Source organism: Gemmatimonadota bacterium, from assembly GCA_016713785.1.
Classification (GTDB): Bacteria; Gemmatimonadota; Gemmatimonadetes; order Gemmatimonadales; family GWC2-71-9; genus JADJOM01.
Genome location: JADJOM010000002.1, coordinates 594,514 through 613,096, shown reverse-complemented (window position 1 = coordinate 613,096; position 18,583 = coordinate 594,514). Strand labels below are relative to the sequence as shown.

Here is an 18,583-nt window from a genome sequence, read left to right as displayed (position 1 = left end):
TCCATGTTCGCCACCCCGCTCTGGCTCGCCGCCCTCGCGGCGCTCGCCATCCCGCTGGCGCTCCACCTGTGGAGCCGGCGCCCCCGCCAGGTGGTGAAGGTGGGCACGCTGCGGCACCTGGACGGCCTCCCCGCCGCCCGCGCCCGCTCCGCCCGGCTCTCCGACCCGCTGCTGCTCCTGCTCCGGCTGTTCATCCTCGCCGCCACGGTGCTCGGCCTCGCGGGGCCCCGGCTCCGCGGCGGCACGGTGGGGCTGCCGTCGCGCCTGGTGCTGGTGGAGGCCCGGCTCGCCGCCGACCCGCTGCTCGACTCCCTCAACCAGGCCGGCGCCACGGTGCGGCTGCTCGCGCCGGGGCTCCCCGAGATCCAGCTGCCCGCCAAGCCGCGGGTGGTCGCCGCCCTCGGGCCGTGGGAGGCGCTGGCGGAGGCCGACCGCCTGGTGGCCCCGGACGGCGTGATCGACCTCTACGCCCACCCGCGCCTCGCCGCGCTCGGGGCGGAACGCCCCGCGCTCCGCGCCACGGTGCGCTGGCACGCCCCCGCGCCCACCGCCGAGCGCCGCTGGCTCGCCGATCTCTCCGCGATCCCCGGCGACAGCCTGCAGGGCATCGTGGGCCGCGGCGACGCGGGCGGCATCACGTACACCCGGATCCGCGCCACCGATCGCGCGGCGTTCCCGGACGAGAGCCTCGCCACCACACCGCTCACCCCGCGGCGCCTGGCGCTCGACCCGCCCGATTCCCTCGCGGCGCGGCGCGCCGGGCTCGCGATCCGCGCCGTATCCGAGGCGCTGGGGCAGGTGGTGACGCTGGCGACAGCCACCGACGGCGACACCGCGCTCTCGCTCCCGACCAGCCAGTTCGGCTCCGACGCGCTGGCCGACACGCTGCTTGCCCGCTGGCCCTGGCGCCCCGCCGCCGCCGATCTCCGCGACCCGCGCGAGGTCACGGTGGCCACCGCGCTCCCCCGCGTCGCGCCACCACGCGCCGATGCCGACCTCGCCCCCCGCACCCGCGAGCTGCTGCTGCTGGTGGCGCTGCTCCTGCTCGGGGAGCGGTGGCTGGCCCGCCGCCCCCGCCGGAGCGCCGCGTGAGGCCCGCCGACCAGCTGGCCTGGCTGGCCACCCGGCTCCGCCTGGAGCGTGCCGGCGGCTACTGGCTGGTGTGCGTGGGCGGCGGCGCCTGCGTGGCCGGCCTGCTGCACACCTGGATCCCGCTCGCCGTGGGCAACCTGGCCGGCCTCGCGGTGGCCGCCGCCGCCGACCGCTTCCGCCGCGTCACGCCGCATGACGTGGCGCTGCACCTCGACCGCGCGCTCCCCGAGCTCGAGGAGAGCACCTCCCTGCTGCTCGAGGGCGCCGCGCCCGCCGGCCTCGCCGCGCTGCAGCGGACGCGCGTGGCCGCGCGGTGGGACGCCGCCCGGGTGGCGGGCGCCATCCCGCACGGCGAGCTGCGCCGCTGCCTCTCGCTGGCGCTCGGGCTCGCGCTGCTCGGGCTGGTGTTCCTCCAGGTGGTGCCGGCGCCCCTCGCCCCCGGCGCGGGGCCCGTGGCGCCCGAGACCGCCCTGGCCAGCCTCGACATCCGTGCCCTCACCGCCGACATCACCCCGCCCGCCTACACCGGCGCGCGCCCCCGCCGCGTCGCGGCGGAAGACCTCGAGGTGGAGGAGGGCGCGCGGGTGCGCTGGGAGGCGGAGGTGCGCGGGCCGGCCACCGCCGTGTGGCTGGCGGGCTCCGCCGGCGACTCGCTGCCGCTGCGCCAGGAGCGCGGCACCCGCTGGCGGGCGGAGCTCATCGCCACCCGCTCCGCGCTCTGGCGGCTCCGCGCCGCCGGCCCCGGCACGCTGCGCGCGCAGGGCGCCGACGTGCGGCTCGCGGTGCGCCCCGACCGCGCCCCGGTGCTCACCGTGGTGCAGCCCGCGGAGCGCACCCTGCTCGAGCCCGGCGCGGTGGCGCCGCAGCCGGTGGAGGTGCTCGCCACCGACGACTACGGCGTGGACAGCGCGGGGCTCGCGGTGACCGTGGCCTCGGGCCAGGGCGAGGCCGTCCGCTTCCGCCGGCTCTGGCTGCCCTTCGCCAGCCGCGCGCCGCGGGGCGGCGGGCTCCTGCTCCGCGCCACCCTCGACCTCCCCGGCCTCGGGCTCGGCCCGGGCGACGAGCTCTACTTCACCGCCGTGGCCACCGACCGCCGGGTACCGCTCCCCAACCGCAGCCGCTCCGGCACCATCTTCATCTCGGTGCGCGACACCACCCGCGCCCCCGCCGCCGACCTGGCCCGCATGGCCCTCGGCGTGGAGCCGGAGTACTTCCGCAGCCAGCGCCAGATCATCATCGACACCGAGAAGCTGCTGGCCGACTCCGCCCGCCTCACCCGCGCCGACTTCCGCGCCCGCGCCAACGACCTCGGCATCGACCAGGGGCTGCTCCGGCTCCGCTACGGGCAGTTCCTGGGCGAGGAGTTCGAGGAGGAGTCGAGCGACGTGGGCGAGGTGCACGCCCACGACGACGCCGAGAACGCCACCCTGCTGGGCCAGACGGTCAAGGACAAGCTGCGCGCCGCGCTCAGCGCCATGTGGCAGGCGGAGCTCCAGCTGCGCATCGGCGAGCCGCGGGCCGCGCTGCCGCACGAGCGCCGCGCCCTCGAGATGATCAAGCTGGTGCAGCAGGACGCGCGGGTGTACGTGCAGCGGGTGGGCTTCGAGCCGGCGCCCATCGAGGTGCACAGGATCCGCCTCACCGGCAAGCTCACCGACCTCGCCGGCCAGCAGCGCGCCAGCGCCCGCGCGGCGCAGGAATCGCTTCCCGCCATCCGCGCGGCGCTGGCGCTGCTCGCGGCGCCCACGGACCCCGCGGCGCCCGCCCTCGAGGCCGCGGGCCAGGAGCTCGCGGCGCTCGCGGTGGACGATCCCGCGCACCTGGCCGGGGTGCGCCACCTGCGCCGCTACCTCGACGTGCTCGCCGCCGGCAACCGCTGCGACGACTGCCGCGCCCGCGTGGAGCGCGCCCTCTACGCCGCGCTCCCCCCCGCCACCGCCACGCCGCCGCGCGGCGCGCCCAGCGCCTCTCCCGTGGCCCGCCGCTTCCGCGCGCTGCTCGGGAGCACCACGCCATGAGCCCCATCGTGCTCGCCGGCGCGGCGCTCGCGCTGGCCCTGGTGGCCATCGAGTGGACCCGGCCCGACCGGGCCAGCCGGCCGCTGCGCCTGGCCCTGGTGCTGGTGGCCGCGCTGGCGCTCACCGACCTCGCGCGGCAGGCGGCCTCCCCTCCCGCGCCGCCCCCCGCCCCCGACGCGGCGCAGGCGCTCGCGTTCGACGCGCCCGACGCCGTGACCCTCGGCGAGCCGGTGGTGGTGCGTGGCACGCTCGAGATCACCGGCGCCGCGCCCGCCGTCGTGGTGCTCGCCGACCCGCTGGGCCCGGTGGACTCCGCCACCGTCACCGCCACCGCGCCCAGCTTCCGGCTCACCGCCCACCCGCGCGCCGTCGGGGGCGTGGTCTATGGCCTGGCGGTGCACGGCGCCGGCCTGTCGCTCGTGGAGTCGCTGGGGGTCGCCGTGACGCCGCCCCGCCCGCCGGCGCTGCTCATCCTCGACGGGTCGCCCAGCTTCGAGACCGCCTACCTCAAGCGCTGGCTGGCCGCGCGCGGCGCGCGGCTGGCGCTGCGTACCACCCTCACCCGCGACCGCGACCGCGTGGAACGGGTGAATGAGCCCGGCACCGGACCCCTGCCGCTCACTCCCGCCACCCTGGGCCGCTACGACGCCGTGCTCGCCGATGCCGCCGCGCTGGCCGCGCTGTCATCGGCCGAGCGGCACGCCCTGCAGGCTGCGGTGGAGGAGGAGGGGCTCGGCCTGCTGCTCACCGGCGGCGTGCCGGATGCGGGCGTGCTGCGGCTGTTCGCGGGGGTGGCGGTGGTGGGAGAGGATTCGGTGGAGCGGCGGGTGGCGCGGCCGGCGTGGGACGGGATGCCGCGGCGGTCGCGGGTGGGGATCGAACTCGCGGCGGGCGCCGTGGCGCGCCGCGCGGGAGTGGTGCCCCTGATCCACGATGACGCCGGCCGCACCCTCGCCGCCCGGCGGCAGGCCGGCGCGGGCACGGTGGCGCTCACCCAGGTGCGGGCGCCGAGCCGCTGGCGGCTCGAGGGCGAGGACGACCTCTTCGCTGCCTACTGGTCGCTGCTGATCGGTGCGGTGGCCCGCGACACCTCCACCCAGGTGCGGCTCGAGGGCGCGGCCCCGCGCGCCGACCACCGGCTCGAGATCACCCTGCTCGGCACCTCCCGCCCCGCCGCCGCAGTGCGTGGGCCCGACGGCACCCGGGAGCCACTCGCGCTGGCGCAGGATCCGTTCGATCCGCGGCTGTGGCACGGCAGCACCTGGCCGCGTGAGGCGGGGTGGCACACCGTGGAGCTCGCCGACCGGAGCCAGCCCTTCCTGGTGCATCCGGCGCCGCGCAGGGTGAGCGCCATCGCGACGGAGCAGTCGCCCCGCCCCCGCACCATACTCGGCTTCCTGCTGCTCCTCGCCGCGCTCACGGCGCTGTGGGTGGAGAGCCGGCGCAGGGTGGGGCGGTAGGGCGGTTCGGTGGTTCGGTGGCTCCCCTTCCCTTTTCCCGCTTCCCGCTTCCCGCTTCCCTCACTCCGGCCGCACGAAGTAGCCCCCCACCCGCCAGCCCCGCCCGCCGTCGCGCATCGGCACCACCGTCTCGATGACCGTCCGCTCCCCGCTCACCCGGGTGCGGTACTGCAGCAGCACGTACTCGCCCGCGGGCGCGTTGGGGATCTGGGTGGTGTACCTCGCCGCGATCCGCTGCCGCTCGCCGAACGGCTCGAACGCCAGCCGCGCGTTGAGTACGCTCTGCACCCAGTTCGGCTGGGTCACCGCCGCCTGGAAGCCGGTGGCGGCCGAGTCCCAGCTCTCGGCGTTCCGGCCATCGTCGAGCAGCGCGAGCCACCGCACGGCGGCATCGGTGGCCGCCTGGATGCTTGCGAGGGTGTCGACCGGCGCCTGGGCCTGCGCCGAGCGGGGCAGCAGGGCCAGCATGGCGGCGAGGAGCAGGGACAGCGGGCGTGGGCGCATCGGGAGTCCTCCGGGGTGGGCACGCGTGACCTCGCTCCAATTAATGCGGGAGGCCGCAGGATGTCAGGGGAGCGACCTCGCCAGCACCGTTCCAGTGCCGCCCCCTATATTCCGGTCATGCGCCGCGTGCTGTCGCTGCTCGGGATCTGCCTGCTCGTCGCCCTGGTGCTGCAACCGGGGGGCGCCGAGCGTCGTGCCTCCTGCCACGCCCACGCGGCGGCGCATGCCGCCCCGGCGCATCATCCAGCGGCACCCGAGCGGGACACCGACTGCCCGCACTGCCCCGCGGCGGACTGCACGACCGTCAGCTCCTGTGCGCCCGGACCGGGCGTCCTCCTCGCCGATCACCCGGCCACGCCACCCTCCGCGGCGTCGGCCCCACTTCCCGCCGCCGGCGCCACGCGCCTGGTGAGCCGCTCCCCCCAGCCGGGCTACCCTCCCCCACGCCTCGCCTGAGCCGCTGCCCGCTCAGGCGCGCGCCCCCGGGCGCGCGGAACGCTTCTCACCTCCGAGGTACTTCGCATGACCCGGACCTTCCGGCTGCTGGGCCTGGCCCTGCTCATCCCTGCGGCCGTGGCCGCCCAGGCCGACTATCGCAATCTCGATGACGACCGGCCGAGCGCGGTCGAGGACGCCTACCCGCTGGAGCGGCGGGCGCTGGAGCTCTCGCTGCCGTGGCGCACCGCGCGCGCCGACGGGGCGTGGCGGCACGCCGTCGTGCCGGAGCTCGCCGTCGGCGCCCTGCCCAACCTGGCCGTCGGACTCAAGGTGCCGCTGGCCGCCGGGGACCGCTTCGGCGCCGACCCGGGCGTGGCGGGCCTCCGTCTCTTCTCCCTCTACAACTTCTTCACCGAGTCGCCCGCGCTGCCGGCGCTCTCGCTCCGGGGCGACCTGCACCTCCCGGCCGGCGCCCGGGCCGGCGACGGGGCGCGCGGGAGCCTCCGCCTGCTCGCCACCCGCTCCACCGGCGCCTGGCGCCTGCACCTCAACGGCGGCTACGGCTTCGGCGATCCCGCCCGCCCCGCGGCCGTGGAGCCGCTGCCGCGCTGGTCCGCCGGGCTGGCGCTCGACCGGACCTTCTTCCGGCACAGCCTCCTCCTGGTCGGGGACGCGGTGGCGCTGGCCACCACGCGCCACGACCCGACCGAGGTCGAGGCGGGACTCGGCCTCCGCTGGCAGTGGACGCCCACGCTGGTGCTCGATGGCGGCGTGCGGCGCCGGCTCACCAGGCACGGCGCGGACCTGGGACTCCGTCTGGGCCTGACCCAGGTCCTCGGGCTGCCCGGCGCCCGCCGCGCGGCGCCGCCGGCCGGCGCCCGGGGCGATTCCACCGCGCCCAGCCTGGAGCGGCGGGATGAGCGATTCTACCACCCGGGCGGCTTCAACTGGGCCTTCCTGCGGAGCTTCCCGGAGGCGGCGCGGCTGTTTCATGCGTTCGACTACGGCCACGCGGTGCTGTACGAGCGGCTCCTCACCAGCGGCGGCGACGCGGTGGCCGAGCTGGAGGAGCGGCAGTTCGCGTACCTCGTCACCGACCTGCTCCGGCACCCGCCACGGCTGGGCGTGCCGGAGGAGACCATCGCGCCCGCCTACGCCCGGGCCGCGTGGCGCGCCAAGCTCATGTTCGACCGGGCCCACGTGCTGCACCGGCAGATCTACGACATCTATGCCGACGAGCGGCTCTCCGACTCCAGCCGCGCGGCGCTGGTGGAGCGGGTCACCGACGACTACCTGGCCGACCCGCGCCACGCCTTCACCGTCATGCCGAAGGGCATGGAGCTGATGGAGGACCAGTACTACAGCCGGGCGTTCCGGGAGCGGTACCCCCGGTTCAACGGGCTCATCTGGGCCTACCACTGGCTGCAGGTGGGGCTGTACGAGCCGCTGGTCACCGGCCGCACCCCCGAGGCGCGGAGGGCGGGAGTCGACGCGGCGCTGCGGCAGTTCTGGACCCTGCTCGAGGCGCCGCCCTCCCGGATGCCGACGGTGATGCCGATGACCACCGCCGTGGCCCCGGCGTTCAGCCGCCGTCACCCGCGCGCGGCCGCCATCTTCGACAATCTGCACGCGATGCACGACATCATCTCCGACATCCTCACCTCGCCGCGCGTCCCCGCCAGCCGCAAGCGGGCGGAGATCTACGCCGCGCTGGCGCGCTACCGCGACGGCAGCCGGGACACCATGGCGCCGGAGCACTGGTGGATGATGGGGGAGATGATGGGCGGGGTGGACCTGATGGGCGGCCCCGCGCCACGCGGCGACTAGGACCCGGAGCGGGGCCGTTCGGCGGTTCGGCAGGGACACTCCGCTCCCTGCCCCTCGCCCCCGTTCCCCGTGCCCGCTTCCCTCTTCTCTTTTCCCTCTTCCCGCTTCCCGCTTCCCGCTTCCCGTCACACTCCCCCGCGCACCGCCTCGCTCAGCACCCGCACCGCCAGGTCCACCGCCTTCCGGTGGGTGCGGAACGACAGCGCCACCAGCCGCAGGGTGAACACCCCGTCGAGCATCGTGGAGGAGAGGAACACCCGCCCGTCCTGCCGCAGCGTGTCCATCAGCCGCTGGTTCACGGCGTTGGCCTCGGCGAGCGGCATCCCGTCCGGCGCCCAGCGGAAGGTCACGACCGAGAGGTCCGGCTCGGGCCCCACCGCGAATCCCGCCACCCCGATCTCCCGCCGGAAGTAGCGCGCCAGCAGCAGCTTCTCCTCCAGCGCCGCGGCGAAGGGCCGGGTGCCGAGCAGCAGCAGCGGCAGCCACATGCGCAGCGCGCGGAAGGGGCGGGAGAGCTCGGGCGACACGTCGGCGGGGGAGATCTCTCCCGGCTCCCGCAGGGCGTCCTGCATGTAGCTGCCGGTGTAGGCGTTGCTCCGGAGCAGCGCCTCGCGGTCGCGCAGCAGCACCATCCCCGAGCCCCACGGCAGGAAGAGGCTCTTGTGCGGGTCGAGCACCACCGAGTCGGAGCGTTCGATCCCCGCCAGCCGGCGCCGGCCCTCGGCGGTGAGCAGGAAGAACCCGCCGTACGCCGCGTCCACGTGGTACCAGCATCCCTCCCGCGCGGCGATCCCGGCGATCGGCGCGAGCGGATCCACCGCGCCGGTGTCGGTGCTCCCCGCGGTGGCGATGATCAGCCAGGGGCGGAGCCCCGCCGCGCGGTCGGCGGCCACCTGCGCGGCGAGCGCGTCGGGCCGCATGCGCCAGCCGTCGTCGAGCGGCACCTCGCGCCGGAGCACCTCACCGAGCCCCGCCACGCCGAGCGCCTTGTCCACGCAGTGATGGGTCTGGCTGGTGAGGTAGACCACTGTGCGCTCGTAGTCGCGCCCCTTGAGGTGGTGCGCGTCGCGCGCGGCGGCGATGGCGGTGAGCGTGGCGATGCTGCCGCCCGAGGCGGTGTGCCCCGCGGCCGCCGCGGGGTAGCCCACCAGGTCGGCGGCCCAGCGCACCACCAGGTTTTCCATCCGCACCGGCCCGGGGCCGGTGAAGAAGATCCCGGAGTACTTGTCGGTGACCGCGGCGAGGTAGTCGCCGAGCGCGGCGTGGTAGAGCCCGCCGCCGGGGATGTAGGCAAAGTGCGCGGGGTGCGCCGGCTGGCTCCCCGGGTCGACCACCTCGCGCTCCAGCGCCGCGATCACCTCCGCGAGCGGCCGCCCCTCCTCCTGGATGGGCAGGTCGAGCAGCCCGAGGCCCGGGTCGGGCCGCGCGTCGAAGGCCGGCCGCGTGGCCAGCGTGCCGAGGAACCGCTCCGCGGCGCCCTGCGTGGCCGCGAGCAGCTGCCGGCGACCGCGCGCGGCCGGCTCGAGCCCCCGGCACTCCCGCTCCAGCCGCGCCAGCTGCCGCACCAGGGCCGCCCGTTCGGTGCGGGCGTCACGCCGTTGCTTCGCCATGTTGGATTCTCCAAGGGCGGTAGGCCGAGCCGCCGAGTCACGACCCCGCCTGATACTCCCCCGGCACGAGCCGCGCCGCGATCGACAGCCGGTTCCAGGCGTTGATCGTGGCCAGTGCGAGCGTCAGGTTCGCCAGCTCCGCCGGGGTGAACTGCCCCTGCGCCTCCGCGTACACCGCGTCGGGCACCTGGCCGTCGGCCACGAGCGTCACCGCCTCGGTCCAGGCCAGCGCCGCGCGTTCGCGCGCGCTGTAGTAGGGGCACTCGCGCCACGCGTCCAGCGAGTACATCCGCTGCGCCGCCTCGCCCAGCGCGGCGAGGTCCTTCCAGTGCATGTCGAGGCAGTAGGCGCAGCCGTTGAGCTGCGAGGCGCGCAGCCGCACCAGGTGCAGCAGCCGGTCATCGAGCCCCGCGGACGCAAGGTAACGATCGAGGTGGTCCATCGCCTCGTACACGCCGGGGGCGACACGGGCATAATTGAATCGGGGCGGCATGGCGGGGTCTCCGGTCAGGGGTCGTCGGTGGGTACCTGTCGCGACGCCCAACCTAGGGTAGATTGGACCAGCCCCACAGGTCCAATGCACCAGAAACCGATGGACCAATTGTCATGGCCACCGCCCCCTTTCCCCTGACCCTCCCGGGACGCCCCGCGGACGAGCCCGCCGGCCGCTGGCTCTCCCGGGCGCTCCGTGGGGAGATCCTGGCCGGGCGGCTGCGCCCCGGCGCCCGGCTCCCGCCCAGCCGGGAGCTCGCGGGCCACTACGGCCTGGCCCGGGGCACGGTGGTGCAGGTGTTCGAGCAGCTGCGGGCCGAGGGGTACCTGGCGGCGCGCGTGGGCTCGGGGACTTTCGTGACCCGGGTGCTCCCCGACCGCCTGCTCACCGCGCCCCGGCCCGTGCGGCCTGCCGTGGCGGAGCGCCCGCGGCCGCGGCCCCTCTCCGGCTACGGGCGCCGCATCGCGCGGTTCCACAACATGGAGCCCGGCCCGGTGCGCGCCTTCCGCTGCCACCAGCCGGCGCTCGACCTCTTCCCCACCACCCTCTGGGGCGCGCTCGCCGCGCGGCGCCTCCGCCAGGCCAGCACCCACCTGCTGCTCAGCACCCCGCCGTGCGGCTACCCGCCGCTGCGCCAGGCCGTCGCGGAGTACCTCACCACCGCCCGCGGCGTGCACTGCACCGCCGAGCGCGTCGCGATCGTCTCCGGCACCCAGGAGGCGCTCGACCTCACCGCGCGGCTCTTCCTCGACCCGGGGAGCCGGGTCGCCATCGAGGATCCCGGCTACTCGGGGGCGCGGATGGCCTTCCAGGGTGCCGGCGCGAGGCTCGTCCCGCTGCCGGTCGATGCCGAAGGGCTGGTGCTCGACCGCCGCCGGCTGGAGGGGGTGCGGCTGGTCTACGTGACGCCGGCGCACCAGTTCCCGCTCGGCGTGAGCATGAGCGTGGCGCGGCGGCTGGCGCTGCTCGGGTGGGCCCGCGAGACCGGCGCCCTCATCCTCGAGGACGACTACGACAGCGAGTACCGCTACGCCGGCCGGCCCCTTCCCGCGCTGCAGGGACTCGACACCGGGGCGCAGGTCATCTTCACCGGCAGCTTCAGCAAGGTGCTCTTCCCCGCCCTCCGGCTCGGCTACCTGGTACTGCCCGACGACCTGGTGGAACGCTACGAGGCGGCGCAGTCGCTCACCCACCGCCACGCCGCCTACCTGGAGCAGGTGGTGCTCACCGACTTCATCGCCGCGGGGCACTTCGGGCGCCACCTGCGGCGCATGCGCGAGGTCTACGCCGGGCGGCTCGCGCTCCTCGCGGAGGAGGTGCGGGGCCGGCTGGCGGGGGCGCTCGAGCTGGGCGGGGTGGAGGCGGGCCTGCAGACCGCGGGATGGCTGGCGGCCGGCCTCGACGCCGATGCCATCGCCGCGCGGGCCGCCCGGCGCGACGTCGAGGTCACCACCATCGGGCGCTACCGCATGCGGGCCGCCGCGGCCGGCGCGCGCGATGGCCTGCTGCTCGGGTTCGCGGCGGTGGACGCCGCGGAGCTGCGCCGCGGCGTGCGGGAGCTGGCCCGCGCGGTGGAGGGATAGCGTCGCCCTACGGCTGCATCCGCGCCGTGAGGTGCTTCGTGACGAAGTCGGGGCAGTCCCCGCCCGAGAGCCGGGTCTTCACCGTCGAGTCCACCCACGGCTGGTAGCCGGACCGCCGCACCTCGACCGTGACCGTTCCCACCACCGTGCCACCGACCAGCACCGAGTCACCGAAGCTGAATGGCCCGCCGTGATAGAGGCTGTCGGTCTGTCCCTTGCCGGTCACGGCACCGTAGGCGCTGTCGGTGAGCAGCGCGCCGGTGACCGAGTCGCGCACCACCACCGCCACGGCGCTCGGAATCGAGGGCGCGGCGCACAACACCTCGGTCCCGGTGCAGCCCTGGGTGAGCAGCAGCGGCCCCGCCAGCGCCAGCCCCCGCAGTATTCCGTGCCTCATGGCCTGCCCCCTGGGTGCCCGGTGGGGACGATCCCCGCCACTCCCCGCTTGCCACTGCACGCACCGAAACGTACGTTGGGCGCGGCAGTCACCCCTCAGGTGTCCGATTCCAGTACCGGAGAACCGATGCGCGCCTTCACCCTCTGCTGCACCCTCGCCCTCCTCGCCGGCTGCGCCAAGCCCGAACAGCAGGCCGCGGCCGATACCACCGCCGCCCTCGGCGCCGGCGCCCCCGCCACGATCTCCCTCGCCAGCGTCGCCGGCAGGTGGAACTCCGAAGTGAAACTCGCCGGCACCGGCCAGGCGGTGCTGACCATGGAGATCACCGCCACCGCCGACACCAGCGGCTGGGCCTTCACCTTCCCGGGCAAGCCGCCGGTCCCCGTCCGCGTCATCGCCGTCGACGGCGACAGCATCGTCACCGAGGCCGGCCCGTATGATAGCGCCCTCCGCCCCGGCACCATGGTCACCACCCGGAGCGTCATGCGCCTGGTCGGCGACAAGCTCGTCGGCACCGCCGCCGCGCACTATGACGGGACCCCCGCGGATTCGGTGGTCCAGCTCAGCACCGAGGCGACCCGGGCGCAGTAGGCGGTAGGGCGGTAAGGCGGTAGCCGCCTGTCAGCCCGAGCGCCGCGAGGGATCCCTTCAGGTCCGCACCGGACCCGGAGGGATCCCTCGGTCGCTTTTCCCTTTTCCCTCTTCCCGCTTCCCGCTTCCCGCTTCCCGCTTCTAGCGCTGTTCCAGCACCACCACCACCCCCCGCTTCCCCGGCACCGGGATTGCCTCGTCCGGGGCCCACGATCCCGCCGCCTGGAACCCGCTCACCGCGGGCGCGCGGATCCGGGTGCGCGCCGGGTCGAGGCCCAGCGCCGCCCAGTCGAGGGTGAGCCGCACCGTGGTGCTGTCGTCGCGCCAGGAGCCGAGCGCCACCATCGCCGCGCCGGGGCGGATCCAGGTGGTGGCGAGCACGTCGGGGTCGCTGGTGGTGACCGGGTCCCGGCCCGACCACCACCCCATGAGCCGGCTCTGCTGGATGCCGAAGTCGTCCCACAGCCGCCACAGCCCGGTCGGGTCGCCGGCCCAGGGGAGCCGCGCCGTCATCCCGAAGGTCATCCCGCGCCACGGGTTGCCGCCCCCCTCGAGCATCTCGCCCATCAGGCCGAAGGGGATCCCCGAGATCTCCACCAGCCAGTAGTCGGGCCGTGCGTCGTAGTCGAAGTACTCCCCGAACCACAGCCGGTTGAGGAAGGGGAAGTGCTCCAGGTAGAGGTTGGCGCTCGAGGCGTAGCCGTCGCGCGGGTTGTACTGGTTGGCGGAGTGCAGGTCGATGAGCGCGCCGGGATTGCCGCGGTCGAGCACCTTGCGCACCCGCTTCATCGTCAGGCGGTCGAAGGCCACGTCATCGAGGTACAGCCCGTCGATCCGCTCGTGCCGCACCAGCCACGCCAGCCCCTCGATGTAGAAGTTGTGCCAGCGCGACACCCCGCTGTTCACCACGGCGGCGTCCCTGTTCTCCGGCACGTGCCACGCCGCGATGTAGTCGTCGCCCAGGTGCTCCTGCAGCCAGGAGTACCCGCCCCCCGGCCCGCGCGACAGCACCTCGTCACCCAGCGAGCGCAGCGCGAACAGCTCGGGGGCGTGGTTGGTGAGCTCGCGCACGGTGTAGTAGATCTTGGCCCGGAGCCCCGCCGCGTGGGCCGAGTCGATGTAGGCCCGCATCGCGGCGGGTTCGAGGAAGGGGTAGTTGATCCACGGGTTCACCCGGTTGGCGTGGTGGATGTTCACCGTGTTGGCGCCGCGGCCCGCGATCGAGTCCACCGGCACGAAGGCGTGGAAGTAGCGGGTGCGCCACTGCCCCGCGGTGTCGAGCGGCTTGAACGGGGTGAGCATGAGCCGCAGGTCGAAACGCAGGCTGTCGCCCGGCTCGAGCACCCGCCCGCCGCTGTGGCAGGTGGCCAGCACCCGGCCCGCCGCCTCCACGATGTCGCAGCCCCCCTGGCCGCCGTTGGCCCACGAGCGCGGCGCCACCAGCGGCTTGGAGAGGTAGAAGTTGGTGTTGAGCGGGCGGACATAGTGCTCGTCCTTGAGCGTGAACTGGAGCCCCGCGTTCACGTCGCCGATCCACGCGGCGTCCTGGTTCTTCGTGGCCACGTCCCAGCGCCAGTGGAACTCCCGCGGCCGGAGCCCCCCCTTCTGGCCCAGCCCCATCATGTACTTCGCCGCCTCGGGCCGGAACGGCAGCTCCAGCCGCACCTCGCCCAGGGTGGTGCGGGCGGTGGCCCGGAGCGCGATGGCGTACTCCGCCGTCCCGTCGAACTCGAGCCGCGCGGCGGTGGTCATCCGCACCGCCCCCGCGGTCCGCTCCCCCCGCCACTCCACCGCGCCCGGCGCCCGCCGCGTCACCGCGGCAGCCCGCACCCGCCACGGCAGCTCGCGCCCCGCCGCGTCCTCGACCACCAGCCGCACCGGCGCGGCCAGCACCTCGCGCGCGGCGGGGCCGATGCCGGTGTTGTTCGGGGTGAAGTACGAGCGGATGCTCGCCGGCAGGCCGTCGGCGCCGAAGGTGAGCTCCCGGCCCAGCAGCGCCACCGTGCGCCCGCGCACCACGAGCGGCGTGTACGGCGCCACCACGCTGTCGTCGGCGGCCAGCTGGCTGTTGAGCCAGCGCAGCCGCGTGAGGTTGGCGGGGTCGTCGTCGCCGCGGTCGGCCACCCGCTCCTCGGTCACCTCGAGCGTCACCGCGATGCGCCGCGGCGCCGCCCCCCGCGCCAGCAGGGTGATCGTCCCCTCGTAGCTCCCCGGCGCGGCCGTCGCCGGCACCTCCACCCCGAACCAGAGCGGCTGCACCCGCCCCGAGTCCACCGTGAGCGGCCGGGTGAACGGCCGCCCCGACCAGTCGGTGCCCTCGAGGTTGAATGCCGTCACCGCCCCCGCGCCGATCCGCCCAGCGCCGCCGCGCTGCGCCAGGCCGTCGCTGGTGTAGCGCAAGGAATCCACCGCGCCGCGATGGGCCCACACCCCCACCTGGAAGGTGTAGTACTCCCCGCGCCGCGCCGTGCCGTGGAACGGCTGGAAGGCGCCCCGCGCCGCCCACGCCGCCGGCACGTCGGCGAGCATGCGGATGGCGCGGGAGCGATCCTCCGCGAACGCCAGGTAGGCCGCGTCCGGCTCCCGGGCCCGGAGCGCCGCCAGCTCCGCCGCGGTGGCGGTGTACTCCATCGACGTGAAGCGGTTGAAGGCGTTGTCGGCCTCGAACCCGGTGACCGTGGCCGCCGGCAGCGCGCGCCACCCCTCGCCCGCGCCCGCACCCAGCCCGTGCCGCCGGAGCCACGCGGTGTCGGCGGTGGCCTCCACCGCGCGATACGTGATCCGCGGGTAGTTCGACCGGAACGTCCCCGTGTACGGCAGGTAGTACACATAGTACGTGCCCGGCTGGTCGGCCTGGAACACCAGCTCCCCCGCCTCGCGGCTGATCGCCATCCGCGCCACGTTGCGCACCCGCCGCCCGGTGGCCTCCGCCACCACCACCGCGTTCACCTGCTCCGGGCGCTGGTCGCGCCGGCGCCACGGGATGTTCACCCGCACCGCCGGGGCCGCCGCGCTCACCCGCACCACGGCGCGGTGATGGCCCAGGCTGTCCGGCTCCCAGCGCCCCACCCCATACGTGAGGCTCCCTTCCGCGGCGGCCACCGGCCCCACCCGCGCCAGCGCGGCGAGCACCGCGCCGTCCATCCCCTCCTCCACCCGCGCCCGCGGCCAGGCCACCAGGTCGGCGTCGGCCTCCGCCTCGCGGCCCAGCCGGGTCCGGGCCCACAGCGGCAGCACATCACTCGCGGTGCCGCTCTGGAGCGTGCTCGCCGCGATCCCGGCCCACCGGGCGCGCGCCGCCGCGAGGTTCCCCTGCCGTACCGCGATCTCGGCAAGCAGCCACTCCTCCAGCCGTTCGTCCACGTCGGCGTCGTAGGGCCGCCCCGCGCCCAGCCGCTCGGGATACAATCGCGCCGCCGCCAGGAGCTCCGTGGCCTCGGACCACCGCTCCGCGGCGATGGCCTCCACCGCGAGCATCAGCTTGGCCTGCCGGTACAGGATGTGCCCGTCCCGCGCCCCCTCGGCCGGCAACAGGTCGAGCCGCGCCAGCAGCGCGTCCGCCTCGCGGTGGCGCCCCGCCTCCACCAGCGCGCGCGCCAGGGTGAGCCCCGAGACGTCACCCTCGGGGAAGCGATCGGCGTACTCCTGCGCCACCGCCACCGCCGCCGCCGGCTCGTGCATGGCCAGCAGCTGCTCCGTCAGCAGCCGGCCGTAGCGCCACTCGGCGGGGTCGAGCGCCACGGCGCGTTCGAGGTCGCGCCGCGCCAGCGTGGCGGGGCGGCCGGGCAGCGCCGCGCGCGTGGCGTAGAACGGCGGGAAGTCGGGGGTGTCGCCGAGGGCGGTGAGCAGCGTGTCGGCGGTGGCCACGCGGCCGGCGCCCCAGAAGGCCAGCGCCAGGTAGTAGCGCGGCTTCCAGCTGGCCGACTGCGCCACCGCCGCCTCGAGCGCCGGCACCACCTCCGGCCGGAACGGGAACACCATCGCCGGCGAGCGCCCGTCCGCCCGCGCGATGAGCCCCGCCCGCTCCGCCGCGGGGCCAAGCGCCGCGCGCCAGTAGAGCGCCTCCGGGTGGTCGCCCGCGGCCTCGAGGATGGCGCGGGCCAGGTCGGCCTCGCCCACGTCGGCGTACCAGGCCGCCAGCTCCATGAGCACCTGCTCGGGGAGCTCGGCCCGGATCCCGGCGGCGAGCTGCCGTCCCGGATCGGCCGCGCCCGTGGCGAGCAGCCGTTCCAGCCGCGCCTGGTGGCTGAGCGGGTCGGCGGCCTCGAGCCGGGCCAGCAGCGCCGCGTGGCCGGCCACGTCCCCCCGCCGCCGCGCGGCCACCAGCAAGGCGCCGAGGGCGTCGAGGTTGGCGGGCTCGTCGGCCAGCGCCTTGGCGGCGTACTGCTCCGCCGCGAGCGGCTGCCGCTCGGCCAGCGCCATCCGGGCCAGCTCGGTCCACGCCGCGCCGCGGTACTCGGGTGAGAGCGCGGCGATCTCGAAGCCGTCCTTGGCGTCGGCCAGCCGGCCCAGCCGGCGGTTGGCCAGCCCGTAGTGGTAGTTGGCGGCGCCGTCGTAGGTGTCCACCCGGAGCGCCGCGCGGGCGTAGCCCCGGGCCGATGCGTACTCCAGCGCGCGCAGCGCCACCGCGGCGCGGTCGGCCAGCGCGGGGACGAAGTTGGGGTCGCGGGCCAGCGCGCTGTCGAGGTACACCCGCGCCTGGGCGTAGTCGCGCTGGCGCAGCCACTCCTTGCCGCGCAGGTAGAGCCCGTAGGCGGAGTGCCAGTCGAAGCCGGCGGGGGCGTCGAGTGGGCGGGCCAGCGCGCCGGCGGCCGGGTCGGCGTGGTACACCAGCCGCTCGCCGCCCAGCGTCACCGTGAGGCTCTCGGGACGGAGGCCGGCCACCGTCACCGTGTCGGTGAACGTGGCCTGCGGGGCCCGCTCCACGTAGCGGCTGTACACCTGCCGCGCGCCCACCCGCACCACCAGCGTGTCGCGGATCGGCTGCGCCGGCGCCAGCGCCAGGATCACCCGGTTGCCGCTGGTGCGCACGTTGAGCGCCCCCGCCGCGCCGGCCACCACCATCCCGCCGGTGCCGGCCACCGGGTACCACCGCTCGCTCCATCGGTCCACCGTGCGCGGCGCGAAGCCGCGGTGCTTGAACGGCGTGAGGGTGCTCCCCTCCACCGACTGGTTGAACAGCCGCCCCGACTGCACCTCGGCGTACTGCCCGTCGCGGTCGGTCAGCAGCTGCTCCCAGATCATCCCCTGCCGTGACAGCCCCCAGATCCAGATTTTCTTCCCCGCCTTCTCGTCGCGCGGGGCGGTGCGCACCATCCCGAAGTCCTGGTCGTGCCAGTACGCGCCGAAGAAGTCGGTGGCGGCGCCGAAGACGTGGTACGACTTGTAGCCGCCGAAGTTGTTGCGCTCGTACCAGGAGAGGTCGCGGCCGGCGCCGTCCACCGGCCACGGCCCCACCTCGCCGGCGTGGCCCAGCCGACTGGTGCCGGGATAGATGAACTGCAGGTTCCCCCGCACCGGGATCCCGGCGTTCATCCAGCTGTAGTAGGGCTGCTCCAGCGGCGAGGCGTTGAACCAGGTGGAGGTGGTGCTGAAGCTCGCCTCGCCCGGGGCCAGCCGGACCTCCAGCCGCCACGGGGTGCGGGTGAGCAGGTCGAGCGCGCCGATGATGCAGCTCACGCTGCCGTCGGGGTTGGTGCGGGCCAGGTAGTCCACCGGCGTGGCCACGTTGGGCGTGTGGCCGATGATGCCGTAGTTGGCCTCGATGCCGCCGCTGGTCCAGGGCCCCCGCATGGCGATGTCGCGGAACTTGACCGCGTGGTTGTGATAGAGGAACGAGCGCCCGCTCCGCTTGTCCACCGCGTCCCAGATCTTCCCGCCGATCTCCGGCAGGATCGTCACCCGCAGGTACGCGTTCTCCAGCTCCACCACCTTCCACTTCCGCGGCACCGCGGTGCGGGCAAAGCCGTCGAAGCGGAAGTAGGGATAGATCCGCCCCACCACCGGGATGGGGTTCGGGTCGCTGAAGGGATAGGTGGGATACTCGCGGGTGGTCTCGCGGATGGTGGCCGGGCCCTGGGCCGTGAGGACGGCGGGGAGCAGCAGGGCCAGGAGCGTCAGGCGGATGGGAGTCATGGGGCAGAACCTACGCCTGGCCGGGGTGCGGACAAGGGCGGCGACCGAGCGCCCTTCAGGAGCCGCGCAGCGGCGACTCGGGCGCGAGGGAGTGGCGGTTCGGCGGTTCGGCGGTTCGGAGGAACCGCCTGTCATCCCGAGCGAAGCGAGGGATCCCTTGAAGGCCGCGCCGGACCCGCCGTGCCCGCGGCTGAAGCCGCGACTCGGCGGCAGTCGCTGAAGCGACTCTAGGCGAGAAGCATCGCTGCAACGCCCAGCGCTTTAGCGCTTGCGCAGTGCCGAGCCGCGAGTGTACTCGCGGGCCGGCGAGAAGGGGCGTTCTCCCGAGCGGAGCGAGGAGTCCGTTGACGTCCGCGCCGGACCCGCCGTGCCCGCGGCTGAAGCCGCGACTCGGCGGCAGTCGCTGAAGCGACTCTAGGCGAGAAGCATCGCTGC

The 18,583-nt window shown here is 75.4% G+C and carries 12 protein-coding genes; 7 read left to right on the top strand and 5 right to left on the bottom strand.

Annotated features, from left to right (window positions below; genetic code table 11):
• Positions 1-3: 3 nt before the first annotated feature.
• From IPJ95_07075 to IPJ95_07065, 3 genes are read left to right on the top strand one after another with little or no spacing between them, the layout of a single operon-like run.
• The gene (locus IPJ95_07075) at positions 4-1,092 is read left to right on the top strand and encodes a BatA domain-containing protein (GenBank protein MBK7923384.1); all 1,089 of its coding nucleotides are present in this window, start codon (positions 4-6) and stop codon (positions 1,090-1,092) included.
• The gene (locus IPJ95_07070; protein MBK7923383.1) at positions 1,089-3,110 is read left to right on the top strand and encodes a hypothetical protein; all 2,022 of its coding nucleotides are present in this window, start codon (positions 1,089-1,091) and stop codon (positions 3,108-3,110) included. Before IPJ95_07075 ends, IPJ95_07070 begins: the two co-directional genes overlap by 4 nt.
• Positions 3,107-4,570 carry a hypothetical protein gene (locus IPJ95_07065; GenBank protein MBK7923382.1) on the top strand — a complete coding sequence of 488 codons (1,464 nt, stop codon included), beginning with the start codon at positions 3,107-3,109 and terminating at the stop codon, positions 4,568-4,570. The genes IPJ95_07070 and IPJ95_07065 overlap by 4 nt, the downstream gene beginning before the upstream one ends.
• 60 nt (positions 4,571-4,630) lie before the next feature.
• Here the strand turns inward: IPJ95_07065 and IPJ95_07060 are convergent, their stop codons facing one another.
• Positions 4,631-5,074: a DUF4019 domain-containing protein gene (locus IPJ95_07060; protein ID MBK7923381.1), complete on the bottom strand. Its 444-nt coding sequence runs from the start codon at positions 5,072-5,074 to the stop codon at positions 4,631-4,633.
• Between the two features lie 117 nt (positions 5,075-5,191).
• Here IPJ95_07060 and IPJ95_07055 point away from each other — a divergent pair, with 117 nt between their 5' ends.
• Together IPJ95_07055 and IPJ95_07050 are read left to right on the top strand one after the other, a co-directional pair.
• A complete protein-coding gene (locus tag IPJ95_07055; GenBank protein ID MBK7923380.1) occupies positions 5,192-5,530 on the top strand; it encodes a hypothetical protein in 339 nt (112 codons plus the stop codon).
• 66 nt (positions 5,531-5,596) lie between these two features.
• Positions 5,597-7,339 (top strand): hypothetical protein, encoded by a 1,743-nt coding sequence (locus tag IPJ95_07050; GenBank protein MBK7923379.1) that lies wholly within the window; start codon positions 5,597-5,599, stop codon positions 7,337-7,339.
• 125 nt (positions 7,340-7,464) lie between these two features.
• Here IPJ95_07050 and IPJ95_07045 read toward each other — a convergent pair whose 3' ends face one another.
• Both IPJ95_07045 and IPJ95_07040 read right to left on the bottom strand, forming a co-directional pair.
• On the bottom strand, positions 7,465-8,949 hold the full coding sequence (locus tag IPJ95_07045; protein MBK7923378.1) for an amino acid decarboxylase: 1,485 nt from the start codon (positions 8,947-8,949) through the stop codon (positions 7,465-7,467).
• Positions 8,950-8,986: 37 nt separating this feature from the next.
• Positions 8,987-9,442 carry a carboxymuconolactone decarboxylase family protein gene (locus tag IPJ95_07040; GenBank protein MBK7923377.1) on the bottom strand — a complete coding sequence of 152 codons (456 nt, stop codon included), beginning with the start codon at positions 9,440-9,442 and terminating at the stop codon, positions 8,987-8,989.
• A 113-nt stretch (positions 9,443-9,555) separates the two neighbouring features.
• Between IPJ95_07040 and IPJ95_07035 the strand changes: the two genes are divergently transcribed.
• Positions 9,556-11,025 (top strand): PLP-dependent aminotransferase family protein, encoded by a 1,470-nt coding sequence (locus IPJ95_07035; protein MBK7923376.1) that lies wholly within the window; start codon positions 9,556-9,558, stop codon positions 11,023-11,025.
• Positions 11,026-11,032: 7 nt separating this feature from the next.
• On the opposite strand, the gene IPJ95_07030 is transcribed toward IPJ95_07035, so the two are convergent.
• Positions 11,033-11,422 carry a hypothetical protein gene (locus IPJ95_07030; protein ID MBK7923375.1) on the bottom strand — a complete coding sequence of 130 codons (390 nt, stop codon included), beginning with the start codon at positions 11,420-11,422 and terminating at the stop codon, positions 11,033-11,035.
• Positions 11,423-11,548: 126 nt separating this feature from the next.
• Between IPJ95_07030 and IPJ95_07025 the strand changes: the two genes are divergently transcribed.
• The gene (locus IPJ95_07025) at positions 11,549-12,013 is read left to right on the top strand and encodes a hypothetical protein (protein MBK7923374.1); all 465 of its coding nucleotides are present in this window, start codon (positions 11,549-11,551) and stop codon (positions 12,011-12,013) included.
• A 141-nt stretch (positions 12,014-12,154) separates the two neighbouring features.
• Here IPJ95_07025 and IPJ95_07020 read toward each other — a convergent pair whose 3' ends face one another.
• Positions 12,155-18,148 carry a DUF5107 domain-containing protein gene (locus tag IPJ95_07020; protein ID MBK7923373.1) on the bottom strand — a complete coding sequence of 1,998 codons (5,994 nt, stop codon included), beginning with the start codon at positions 18,146-18,148 and terminating at the stop codon, positions 12,155-12,157.
• Positions 18,149-18,583: the final 435 nt, after the last annotated feature.

Bases quoted from the DNA above. Each gene is read 5' to 3' on its own strand.
- IPJ95_07075 (MBK7923384.1), top strand. From the start codon at position 4: ATGTTCGCCACCCCGCTCTGGCTCGCCGCCCTCGCGGCGCTCGCCATC.
- IPJ95_07065 (MBK7923382.1), top strand. From the start codon at position 3,107: ATGAGCCCCATCGTGCTCGCCGGCGCGGCGCTCGCGCTGGCCCTGGTG.
- IPJ95_07060 (MBK7923381.1), bottom strand. From the start codon at position 5,074: ATGCGCCCACGCCCGCTGTCCCTGCTCCTCGCCGCCATGCTGGCCCTG.
- IPJ95_07055 (MBK7923380.1), top strand. From the start codon at position 5,192: ATGCGCCGCGTGCTGTCGCTGCTCGGGATCTGCCTGCTCGTCGCCCTG.
- IPJ95_07050 (MBK7923379.1), top strand. From the start codon at position 5,597: ATGACCCGGACCTTCCGGCTGCTGGGCCTGGCCCTGCTCATCCCTGCG.
- IPJ95_07045 (MBK7923378.1), bottom strand. From the start codon at position 8,949: ATGGCGAAGCAACGGCGTGACGCCCGCACCGAACGGGCGGCCCTGGTG.
- IPJ95_07040 (MBK7923377.1), bottom strand. From the start codon at position 9,442: ATGCCGCCCCGATTCAATTATGCCCGTGTCGCCCCCGGCGTGTACGAG.
- IPJ95_07035 (MBK7923376.1), top strand. From the start codon at position 9,556: ATGGCCACCGCCCCCTTTCCCCTGACCCTCCCGGGACGCCCCGCGGAC.
- IPJ95_07030 (MBK7923375.1), bottom strand. From the start codon at position 11,422: ATGAGGCACGGAATACTGCGGGGGCTGGCGCTGGCGGGGCCGCTGCTG.
- IPJ95_07025 (MBK7923374.1), top strand. From the start codon at position 11,549: ATGCGCGCCTTCACCCTCTGCTGCACCCTCGCCCTCCTCGCCGGCTGC.
- IPJ95_07020 (MBK7923373.1), bottom strand. From the start codon at position 18,148: ATGACTCCCATCCGCCTGACGCTCCTGGCCCTGCTGCTCCCCGCCGTC.